The following is a 10,867-nucleotide window of genomic DNA, read 5'->3' as shown; positions in this document are numbered from 1 at the left end:
GTCCCGCCCGTCCCGTCCACGTGGCCGCGATCGATGGCGGTACCCGCGCAACTGCGGCCGGTGGCACAGCAGGGTCCGGTGGTACCGCTGCACCCGGTGCCACAGCCGAGCTCAGTGACACAGCAGCGTCCGGTGGCACCGCAGAGCTCGACGTCACAGCCCGGTTCGGTGGCACGACAACGACCCGTGGCGACCCCGCCGCGGCAGCGTTCCACGACGGCCACCGACCATCAGCGTTCCGCGCCGACCAACGATCCGCAGCGCTTCACCGCGGTCCCCGATCCGCAGCGCAGCGCGACAACCACCGACCCGCGGCAGCCCGCCGCCACCCTCATCGGCTCCGTCCAACGGGCCATGCGCCTGCTGGAGTCCGTCGCCGGGCACGGACACGGAGCCCCCGCCAAGCAACTGGCCCGCGAGACCGGCCTCGCCCTCCCCACGGCATACCACCTGCTGCGCACCCTGGTGCACGAGGGTTATCTCCGCCGCGACAAGGGGCTGTTCTTCCTCGGGGAGGCGGCCGAGCGGCTGAGCAGCAGCGGAGCGCAGGAGAAACGTCGCAGCACGATCGTCGACGCGCTCGCGCACTGGCGGGATCTGATCGGTGCGCCGGTGTACTACGCGATGTACCGCGACGGTGAGATCGAGGTCCTGTGCGTCTCCGACACCCCCGGCAATCCGGCGGTCGAGGAGTGGGCGGACTTCCGTGAGACGGGGCACGCGCACGCGATCGGGCAGTGTCTGCTGGCCCAGTTGGACGAGGGCGTCCGCCGCGACCACCTCGACCGCTACCCCGTGCGGTCCCTCACGCCGTACACCGTGCGCGACAGCCACTCGCTGGTGCGGCGCCTGGACCGGATGCGGCGGACGGAGCAGGTGGTGGAGCGTCAGGAGTACGCGCTGGGGACGGTCTGCGCGGCGATTCCGATCACGCTCGGCGCCGTGGCGGCCACGATGGCCATCTCCCTGCCCGCGCATCAGGCCGATCGGCTGCCGGCCGCGGCGCGGCAGTTGGAGACCGAGGTCGGCAGGCTTCTGGGGTCGCTCGCGCTCTCTATCAGTATCTGAAAACTTACTCCTTGTGATCTAACGTGTACGTTCAGCAATATTCCTTCAGTGTCACGGGGATCATTCCCGGCCATACGACGGCAGTTGACGGGATAGGCGATGCGCGAGTCCGTACAGGCAGAGGTCATGATGAGCTTCCTCGTTTCCGAGGAGCTCTCCTTCCGTATCCCGGTCGAGCTGGGCTACGAGACGTGCGATCCGTACGCCGTGCGGCTGACCTTCCATTTGCCGGGAGACGCCCCGGTGACCTGGACCTTCGGCCGGGAGCTGCTGATCGACGGGGTGGGTGTCGCGTGCGGGGAAGGCGATGTCCGGATCGAGCCCGTCGACCCCGAGATGCTGGGCGAGGTGCTGATCCGGCTTCAGGTGGGCGGCGACCAGGCGCTGTTCCGCACCGGCGCGGCACCGCTCGTGGCGTTCCTCGATCGCACCGACCGGCTGGTTCCGCTCGGTCAGGAAGGCGCCCTCGCGGACTTCGACACGCACCTCGACGAGGCGTTGGACCGCATCCTGGCGGAGGAGCAGAGCGCGGGCTGAGGCGCTGCCGTGAGGGTGGGGCGGGAGGCTGGTGTAACGCTTCTGCTCGGCCCTGCTCGGCCCTGCGGCTCTGTACGGCGATTCTCGCGGCCTGCCTCAGTGCGCGGCCTTTCCCGCAGCTCGGCTCAGCGCTTGCGGGCGACGGCCTTCCCGCAGCCTGGCCCAGTCCGTGCGGCAGGACAGCCCCCTTCCGCAGGGCGCCTCAGTGCTTGCGGCGACGGCCTTTCCCGCCGCGCGTGGCCGCGGGCTTGGCGCTGGGCGCCGACGGGGCCGTTGCAGCCGTACCCGCCGCGCCCGCGCCTGCCGTAGAGGTACCCGCACCTTCACCCGCCGGAACCGCCTCGCGTCCCGGGCGGTCCGCCGAGACCACCAGGGCCGCGAGGGCCGTGGTGACCGGTACCGACGCGACCAGGCCGATCGAGCCCACCAGCGTGCGCACGATCTCCTCCGCGACCAACTCGCTGTTGGCGACCGCCCCCACGCTGCTCTGCGCGATGGAGAAGAGCAGCAGCAGCGGCAGCGCGGCGCCCGCGTAGGCGAGGACGAGGGTGTTGACCACGGAGGCGATGTGGTCGCGGCCGATGCGGATGCCGGCGCGGTACAGCCCGCGCCAGCCCATCGAGGGGTTGGCCTCGTGCAGTTCCCAGACCGCCGAGGTCTGGGTGACCGTCACATCGTCGAGCACACCGAGGGAACCGATGATGACGCCGGCGAGCAGCAGACCGCTCATGTCGATCGACGGGTACAGCCCGTGGATCAGGCCCGTGTTGTCGTCCGTGTTGCCGGTGAGCGCGGCCCAGCCGATGAACACCGAGCCCAGGACACCGATCAGCACCAGCGACATCAGCGTGCCGAGTACCGCCACCGACGTACGGGCCGACAGTCCGTGGCACATGTAGAGGGCGATCAGCATGATGGCGCTCGACCCGACCACCGCCACGATCAGCGGGTTCGAGCCGTGCAGGATCGCGGGCAGGATGAAGAAGTTCAGGATCATGAAGCTGATGGCCAGCGCGATCAGCGCCATGACACCGCGCAGTCGGCCCACCACCACGACGGCCAGCGCGAAGATCCCGGCTAGCAGTGCCATCGGGAATTTACGGTTCACATCGGTGACCGAGTACTGCAGATCCCTGGGCGCGGAGGGCTCGTAGGCGACCACGACCTTCTCGCCCTGATGCAACTGCCGTGACTGGTCGGGCTGCACGATCTCCGTGAACGTACGGCCCTTGTCCTTGCCGGTGCTGACCGTGACCGTGGCCTTCTTGCAGGTGCCGCCCGCCTCCTGCTGTGCGGAGGAGCCCTCGGCGGTGGAGGTGTCGCCGGTCGCGCCGCTGCCCGAGGCGTTCACCGACGCGCAGCTCACGCTGACGACCTTGGTGACCGTCGCCTGTTGTGTCTGCCGGTCGAAGCCGACTCCGGTGCGCTTGTGCGAGGGGGCGCCGCCGGGCCAGAGGACCACCATGCCGACCACGACCGCCACGGTGAACGGGATCAGGATCGCCGCGATGACCTTCCGGAGGTGACGGGAGACAGGGGCGGCGGGGCCGTGGCTGTGCGAGTGACCGTGTCCGCCGCCCGCACCGGAACCGTGCCCGCCGTCCCCATGGGAACCGTGGTCGTCGCCGGAACCGGACCCGGAGCCGTGGTCGCCTCCCGAACCGTGGCCGTGGTCGTGGCCATGCGGCGGCCCGGTCGGCGGGTACGGGGGCTGCTGTGTCGTGGTCACCGCCCGATCATCGCAAGAACGTCGGAGGCCCACTGTTCACCGCGCCACTTATGGCGCTAGCGTGGAGGCACCTTTGCACACGCGGGAGCTCGGAGCACCGGGCTGAGAGGGCGCTGACCTTCGTCTCTGCGATGTTTCACGGGAAACGTCACCTGTATCGAGTGATGTTTCACATGAAACATCGGCTGACGGAAGCCGCTGCGTCGACCGCCGAACCTGTTACCGGGTAATGCCGGCGTAGGGAGTAGGTCTCATGACCAACAAGGACGCACACACGTCTGCCTTCAGCCAGGACGAACAGCCCATTTCGGGCGAGGAGTTGGCGCGGGCCGAGCAGCCGACCGGGGCCGAGGATTCCGCGGCGGCCGAGCAGCCCACGGAGGTGGAGGAGCCCGTGGCGGCCGGGAAGTCCATCGGCTGGCACAAGGGGTACATCGCGGGCTCGCGCCCCGATCTGCGGGTGCCGGTCCGTCAGGTGCACCTCACCAACGGGGAGTCGGTCACGCTGTACGACACCTCCGGCCCGTACACCGATCCGCTCGTCGACACCGAGGTCCGCAGGGGGCTGGCGCCGCTCCGGGAGAACTGGATCATCGCTCGCGGCGACACCGAGGAGTACGCGGGCCGGCCCGTCCGCCCCGAGGACGACGGGATCAAGCACACCTCGCCGCGCGGCGGACTGCGCAACCTCGACGCGGTCTTCCCCGGGCGGCCGCGGCAGCCGCGACGCGGGCGGGACGGCGTGGCGGTCACGCAACTCGCCTACGCGCGACGGGGTGAGATCACGCCCGAGATGGAGTTCGTGGCCGTACGGGAGAACGTTTCGCCCGAAGTGGTCCGTGAGGAGATCGCGGCGGGGCGTGCGGTGTTGCCGGCCAACGTCAACCACCCCGAGATCGAACCGATGATCATCGGCAAGCGGTTCCTGGTGAAGGTCAACGCCAACATCGGCAATTCCGCGGTCACTTCCTCGATCGAGGAGGAGGTCGAGAAGATGACCTGGGCGACCCGCTGGGGCGCCGACACGGTCATGGACCTGTCCACCGGCCGCAACATCCACACCACCCGCGAGTGGGTGCTGCGCAACTCCCCCGTCCCCATCGGCACGGTGCCGCTCTACCAGGCGCTCGAAAAGGTCGACGGCCGGGCCGAGGAGCTGACCTGGGAGATCTACAAGGACACGGTCCTCGAACAGGCCGAACAGGGCGTGGACTACATGACGGTCCACGCGGGCGTACGGCTGCCGTTCGTACCGCTGACGGCGAACCGCAAGACGGGCATCGTCTCGCGCGGCGGCTCGATCATGGCCGCCTGGTGCCTGGCCCACCACAAGGAATCGTTCCTGTACGAGAACTTCGAGGAGCTGTGCGAGATCCTCGCCGCCTACGACGTCACGTACTCGCTGGGCGACGGTCTGCGGCCGGGTTCGATCGCGGACGCCAACGACGAGGCGCAGTTCGCGGAGTTGCGGACGCTCGGGGAACTCAACACGATCGCGAAGCGTTTCAACGTACAGACCATGATCGAGGGCCCGGGACATGTCCCGATGCACAAGATCAAGGAGAACATCGACCTTCAGCAGGAGATCTGTGATGAAGCTCCGTTCTATACGCTCGGCCCGCTGACGACGGACGTCGCGCCTGCGTACGACCACATCACTTCCGGCATCGGTGCCGCGATGATCGCCTGGTGGGGCACGGCCATGCTCTGCTATGTCACGCCCAAGGAGCACTTGGGCCTGCCCAATCGTGACGACGTCAAGACCGGCGTCATCACCTACAAGATCGCCGCCCACGCAGCCGACCTCGCCAAGGGGCACCCAGGTGCACAGGAGTGGGACGACGCGCTGTCCGACGCCCGTTTCGAGTTCCGCTGGGAGGACCAGTTCAATCTGGCCCTCGACCCCGACACGGCACGGGAGTTCCACGACGAGACGCTTCCGGCCGAGCCGGCCAAGACGGCGCACTTCTGCTCCATGTGCGGGCCGAAGTTCTGCTCGATGAAGATCTCCCAGGACATCCGCCGTGAACACGGCGGTACCAAGGCGGAGGTCGAGGAGGGCATGGCGCGGAAGTCGAAGGAGTTCGCGGCGGCGGGCAACCGGGTCTACTTGCCGATCGCCGACTGACGACGACCGGCCGGGGCGGACACGGTCCAGCACGGTGTCTAGCTCTTCGGCGAGCCTTTGGCCGACGTGTCGTCGCACAGGGCGTGGTCGACGAGGATGCCTGTCGCGTGGTTGAGGGCGGCGAGGTCCGGCGGTGCGGTGGTGGTCGTGATGGAGACGGTCACCGCGTGGCTGCCGTCCGCGCTCACCGCTGGGCGGGTGTCGACGCCCGCTCCGTCGCCCTCGTGGGTGTAGTAGTAACCGCCGCACGAGAGCGGGATCCTGCGCAGGCCGAGGCCGTAGGTGCCCTCGGGCATCTCGGCCACGTCCTCCGGGTCGTCGGTCCGCTCGACGGTCTGTCGCATCTCGCGCCACTGGGCGGCGGGGAGCAGCCTGCCGTCGGCCAGGGCGCGGAAGAAGGTGTTCAGGTCGGCGGTGGTGCTCACCACACCGGAGTCCGCGGTGTGTTGGAGGCTGTGATCGGTGACGTCGAGACGCTTGCCGTCGGCGGTCGTCAGGTAGGCGTTCACGTGCGGGTCGGGCAGGAACGGGTTGAGGCCGGGGACGGAGGTGTTGCGCAGTCCGAGCTTCGCGATGATCCGGTGCGCGACCAGGTCCTGCCAGCTCGCGCCTCCGGCCTTCTCGGCGATCATCCCGGCCAGCAGATAGTTGGTGTTGGAGTACGCCCACCGGGTGGCTCCGCCCGGCTGAGGTACGAACAGCGGCCGGTGCTTCATCGCCACCGCGACCAGGTCGGCCGTCGGGGTGGTGTCGTAGCGGTTCTCGTCGAAGTGGTTGATCAGGCGGTCCTGGATCTCCGGGTCGTCGACGTAGTCGTAGAGGCCGCTGGTCTGGCGGAGGAGGTCGCGGACGGTGATGCGGCTGCCGTCGTTGCCGTTGCCCGTGACGACTCCCGGGTGCCAGTGCTCGACGGTGTCGTCGAGCGACAGCCGCTGTTCCGCCACGAGTTGGAGGACGACGGTCGCCACGAACGTCTTCGTCGTGCTCGCGACGCGGAAGTGCGCGTTCCAGGGGATCGGGGCGGTGGAGTCGGCGGTGCGGGTGCCGATGCGGGCCATGAGGGGGGTGCTGTTCGGTCCGTCGACCCTGGCCAGCACGTTCACGTCGCCGCCGCCGGCCTTCCGTACGGCTGCCAGGTCGCGCTGGAGCACGGCCTCGTCGTACACGTGGGAGGGGTGGTTCCGTGCCGGGTGTCCGGTGGTGGCGGTCGCGGCCACGGGCGCGCCCAGTGCGAGCAGCGCCGCTGTCAGCACGGCGGCGCCGGTCTTCCTCGAGGACGGCATCTGCATGGTCGAATCCCCCGTAGCTCCTGGTGCTGATCGGTGACGATCACAAGCCAACCGGATCGGGACGCGGGGGAGGATGGGGCTGCCCACCGAGTGCGGGGTGGACATAACCCCCCTGCGAACGTCGGGTTCGTCCCCGTCGGGCCGCTGTGGGGAATCAGCGGGCCGCGTCGGTCACGGCACGAGGACGAGCTTGCCCGTGGTGCGCTTGGCCTCGATGGCGCTGTGGGCCTCGGCGGCCTCGGACAGCGGGTAGGTGCGCTGGACGGAGACCCGCAGCCGACCCGCCTCGACGCATTCGGTGATCTGCTTCAGCAGGGCGCCGGAGGGCTCGGCCGTCACCCACGTGTAGCGCAGCCCCCGGGCGGCGGCCTGCCGTTCGTCCGTCCCCGGGTCGATCGACGCGCCGACGAGCAGACCGTCCGGCCGGAGCACGTCGAGGGAGTGCGGGCCGTAGGAACCGCCGACCAGGTCCAGGACCGCGTCCACCGGCGCGACGGCGGTCCGGAAGTCGGTGGTGGTGTAGTCGATCAGCTCGTCGGCGCCCAGCTCGCGCAGGAAGTCGTGGTGGGCCGCGCGGGCGGTGCCGATGACGTACGCCCCGAGTTCCCTGGCCAGTTGGACGGCGACGTGTCCGACACCGCCCGCCGCCGCGTGGATCAGCACCCGGTCGCCCGGCCCGACCCGTGCCAGTACGGCGAGGGCCTGCCAGGCGGTGATCGCGACCAGGGGTACGGCTCCCGCGTGGGCGAGATCGAGGTTCTTGGGCGCGGGCGCCAGCGCGTCGGCCGGTACGGCGGTGAAGTCGGCGTACGCGCCCCGCGGGGTGACGGACAGCATGCCGTACACCTCGTCGCCCGGCGCGAACCGTGTCACGCCCTCGCCGACCCGCTCGACGACACCGGCCACGTCGTTGCCCGGCGTCCACGGCAGGGGGACCAGCTCCGGCACCCGGCCGGACCGCAGCACCGCGTCGCCCGGGTTGACGCCGGCGCCCGCGACCCGCAGGAGCACCTCGCCGGGGGCGGGCTCGGGGATGTCGGTCTCGACGTAGGCGAGCGTCTCGGGGCCGCCGAACACGGATTGGACGATGGCGTGCATACGGGCGGACATCCTGACTCCTCGTCAACAGGGCGTGGTGTGTGGCGCGTTCCATGGTCGGACGGGCGACGACCCTGCGGAAGAAGGCACTTCTCTGATATCGAGGTTCCTCATGGATACCGGCTTCGACCTGAGGAAATACGGTGGCGTGGACATCTTCCTGCGCGACTGCCCCACTCGTGCCGTACTGGAGCTGATCGCGGGCAAGTGGACCATGCTGGTGCTGGTGGCCCTGGAGGACGCCCGGACCATGCGGTTCGCCGAGCTGCGGCGACGGCTGGACGGTGTGACGCCGAAGGTGCTGACGCAGACCCTGCGAGCGCTGGAGCGCGAGGGACTGCTGATCCGCACGGTGTACCCGACCGTGCCACCGCGCGTGGAGTACCGGCTGACCGAACTGGGCCAGGAAGTCGGCGGGTTGGTGCAGAGCATCACCGTCTGGGCGCAGGCGAACGTCACCGCCATGCGCGCGGCGCGGGAGGAGTTCGACGGGCGGCCGGGTCCATGACCGGGCCGGTGCGACGAACAGCGGGCCCGTGACCGGGTGTTCGGCTTGCGCTCCCCTGGGTGGGGGCGCAAGCCGAGGGGCTACTCCGGCTGGTGTTCGGGCCCCCCGAAGTCCGGGCTGGAGAAGTCCGGGCTGCTGAAGCTCGGGCGGTGGCCCGGCTCCGGGCCCTCGTCGGGGCTGGAGAAGCCCGGGCGGTCGTAGCCGAGGTGTGGCATGCGACTCGGTGCCGGTGGTGCCGTACGGCGCAGTGCCGCCGTGCCCGGAGCGGCGAGCGCCTCCTGGAGGAACGGCAGGATGCCGCGTTCCAGGAGGGCGTCGTGCCAGGCGTCCCTGGCGCGGGCCACCTCACCGCCCGCCTCGCCGTAGGGGTCGCTGTCGAACGTCGGCCGGTTGCGCAGGGCCGTGAGCAGCAGGCCGATGGCGGCGACGAGGATCGCCGCGGCGGTCATGGCGCCGAACACCCAGCCCGCGGTGAGCATGGTCTGCGCGAACGCGGGCTCGGGGGTGAGCATCTTGAGGATGTAGCCCACGAGCAGGAATATCGCCGCGGCCGTGCCGGCGAGGACGGGGGTGAGGACGGCGGCGACGGCGACGGCGCCCGCACCCTCGGCCGCTTCCCCCAGGGTGGTGGCGAGCCCCATCGCGCCCACGCCGCCCGGCTCCATGGAGTCGGTCTCGTGGACGGACGACGGGGGGGACGACGCCGGCTGGCGCAGTTCCTCGCGGACCTTCACGTAGTGCTGGTACTCGGTCGCCGCGGCCGCCGTGATGAGTGCGGTGGCGTTCAGCGCCATGGTGCGCAGCTGTTCGGGGTTGAGCCGCTTACCGACAGCGGCCAGTTCCGGGCGGGTAGGGGCGGAGCGCAGCGCCTCGTCGAGGATCCGCTCGTACTCCTGGCGGTCCTCGCTGTGCAGGTGCTGCGGAACGCTGTTCATGTGCATCCCCCGATGCTCCGTAGGGCTTGGGGCTCGCATGCCAACGAGCCGTCGGGCAGAAACGGAGGGGAGCCTGCTACGGATAAGCCGATGGTAGAGCGGCGACGGCACACGGTGACAGGGGGTTTCCAGAAATTGGCCCCTGGCCAGCGCTGTCGCTCGCCGGTCCTCCGAGGGGGACGTCTGCCCGCGAAACGCTCAGATATCCAGGGGCAGTCGCTGGACCAGCAGTTTTCCGGCCATGGTCACCCCGCCGTCCATCGCGATGGCGAGTCCCTCGGCGTAGACGTGCGGTCCCTCGACCACGGGACCGGAACTGTCCTCGCCGTCCTCGGAGCCGACATCGCCCAGGAGATAGGGAATCGGGCTGTGGCCGTGCACGATCCGGGTCCCGCCGTACATGTCGAGCAATGAGCGGACATGGTCGGCACCGCCCTCGTCGCGGAAGGAGAAGCGCTTGGTGAACTTGCGGAACACGTCCCACACCTCGTCCGCGTCGTTGCGCGTGAGGGTCTCGCGGACGTTGTCGTTGACGGCCTCGATCGAGTCGCCGTAGTCGAGGTAGGCGGTGGTGTCGGAGTGCACGAGGAGGTGGCCGTCGACCTCCTCCATGGCGTCAAGCCGGGCCATCCACTGCAGGTGGACGTCCTGGAGGCGGTCCATGTCGGTCTTCTGGCCGCCGTTGAGCAGCCAGGCCGCCTGGAAGGTGGCGGTGCCCGCGCCGGAGTTGACGGGGGTGTCGCCGAACCGCTTGGCGCCGAGCAGCAGCAGCTCGTGGTTGCCCATGAGCGCCTTGCAGTAGCCGCCGGCCGCGGCCGCCTCGGCGGACAGCCGCATCACCAGGTCGATGACGCCGATGCCGTCCGGCCCGCGGTCGGTGAAGTCGCCGAGGAACCAGAGCCGCGCGGTGCCCGCACACCAGCTTCCGGCCGCGTCGATCAGGCCCTTCTCGCGCAGCGCGGCGACCAGTTCGTCGAGGTAGCCGTGTACGTCCCCTACGACGAACAGCGGCCCGGGGCCCTCGGTCTGCTGCGCGGCGGCCGCCGACGCCGGGTCCACCGCGACCTGAAGCGTGTCACCCCGATTGATGACGGGGAGATCGCGCTGAGTGGGTGTGTAGCCCTCCGGATAGACCTCGTCGAAGGCTTCTTCGAAGGCCTCCTCGTCGGGTCGTACGGTCTCGCCGGGCTGCGCGCTGTCGGCGTACGGACCGGTCTCGTGGACGTAAGCGGGTACCCGGAAGTCGCGCAACGTCGCCGTCCGCTCCATCTCGGGTCCCTGACCGGCCCCCTGAGTCATCGACCCCTCCACCATCGCGCCGCGTCCGCACCGCGTCGGACTGCCTGGTCGCAGCGGCCCGCGGTGTCGTGGGCCCATCATAGGAATGCGGATCGCGCCATGTGATGACCCAGGGGTGGTGAATCAGAGCAGGACTCCACTTCACCGCGGCTTTCGCCCCGATTGGGCCGGGCTTCGGCTGGTCGCCCTTTCCTTGACGGGGGTTGGTTCGCGCCTTTAGGGCGGCTGGATTTCGCCCTTGGGGGTGGGGTGCGTGGGAGGCGGCTGTTCGGTGGG

The 10,867-nt window shown here is 69.8% G+C and carries 9 protein-coding genes and 1 riboswitch; of the genes, 4 read left to right on the top strand and 5 right to left on the bottom strand.

The features are described 5' to 3' along the window. Window positions 1-354: 354 nt before the first annotated feature. Complete coding sequence (locus JHN63_RS40100; RefSeq protein ID WP_234478409.1) at window positions 355-1,068, top strand: IclR family transcriptional regulator C-terminal domain-containing protein; 714 nt, start codon at window positions 355-357, stop codon at window positions 1,066-1,068. Between the two features lie 99 nt (window positions 1,069-1,167). After that, on the top strand, window positions 1,168-1,605 hold the full coding sequence (locus JHN63_RS40095; RefSeq protein ID WP_200690041.1) for an SsgA family sporulation/cell division regulator: 438 nt from the start codon (window positions 1,168-1,170) through the stop codon (window positions 1,603-1,605). A gap of 202 nt (window positions 1,606-1,807) precedes the next feature. Here the strand turns inward: JHN63_RS40095 and JHN63_RS40090 are convergent, their stop codons facing one another. Then, the gene (locus JHN63_RS40090; RefSeq protein ID WP_200690040.1) at window positions 1,808-3,334 is read right to left on the bottom strand and encodes a YibE/F family protein; all 1,527 of its coding nucleotides are present in this window, start codon (window positions 3,332-3,334) and stop codon (window positions 1,808-1,810) included. A gap of 71 nt (window positions 3,335-3,405) precedes the next feature. Further along, window positions 3,406-3,595, top strand: a riboswitch (TPP riboswitch). Here JHN63_RS40090 and thiC point away from each other — a divergent pair. After that, complete coding sequence (gene thiC, locus JHN63_RS40085; RefSeq protein ID WP_200690039.1) at window positions 3,588-5,462, top strand: phosphomethylpyrimidine synthase ThiC; 1,875 nt, start codon at window positions 3,588-3,590, stop codon at window positions 5,460-5,462. Its footprint overlaps the riboswitch before it by 8 nt. A gap of 38 nt (window positions 5,463-5,500) precedes the next feature. Here thiC and JHN63_RS40080 read toward each other — a convergent pair whose 3' ends face one another. Continuing rightward, window positions 5,501-6,751 (bottom strand): serine hydrolase, encoded by a 1,251-nt coding sequence (locus tag JHN63_RS40080; protein ID WP_200690038.1) that lies wholly within the window; start codon window positions 6,749-6,751, stop codon window positions 5,501-5,503. A 171-nt stretch (window positions 6,752-6,922) separates the two neighbouring features. Then, a complete protein-coding gene (locus tag JHN63_RS40075; protein WP_200690037.1) occupies window positions 6,923-7,861 on the bottom strand; it encodes an NADP-dependent oxidoreductase in 939 nt (312 codons plus the stop codon). Window positions 7,862-7,997: 136 nt separating this feature from the next. On the opposite strand from JHN63_RS40075, the gene JHN63_RS40070 reads away from it, so the two are divergent. After that, complete coding sequence (locus tag JHN63_RS40070) at window positions 7,998-8,357, top strand: winged helix-turn-helix transcriptional regulator (protein WP_374222991.1); 360 nt, start codon at window positions 7,998-8,000, stop codon at window positions 8,355-8,357. Window positions 8,358-8,437: 80 nt separating this feature from the next. Here JHN63_RS40070 and JHN63_RS40065 read toward each other — a convergent pair whose 3' ends face one another. Both JHN63_RS40065 and JHN63_RS40060 read right to left on the bottom strand, forming a co-directional pair. Next, entirely contained in the window at window positions 8,438-9,298 is an 861-nt protein-coding gene (locus JHN63_RS40065) for a hypothetical protein (protein WP_200690035.1), read from the bottom strand. 192 nt (window positions 9,299-9,490) lie between these two features. Beyond that, the gene (locus JHN63_RS40060) at window positions 9,491-10,606 is read right to left on the bottom strand and encodes a metallophosphoesterase (RefSeq protein ID WP_267953856.1); all 1,116 of its coding nucleotides are present in this window, start codon (window positions 10,604-10,606) and stop codon (window positions 9,491-9,493) included. Window positions 10,607-10,867 lie beyond the last annotated feature (261 nt).

It is taken from the genome of Streptomyces sp. MBT65, from assembly GCF_016612545.1.
In the GTDB taxonomy this organism is placed as follows: domain Bacteria; phylum Actinomycetota; class Actinomycetes; order Streptomycetales; family Streptomycetaceae; genus Streptomyces.
The sequence above is the reverse complement of the archived record's forward strand: the minus strand, read 5'-3'. Positions and strand labels throughout refer to the sequence as shown.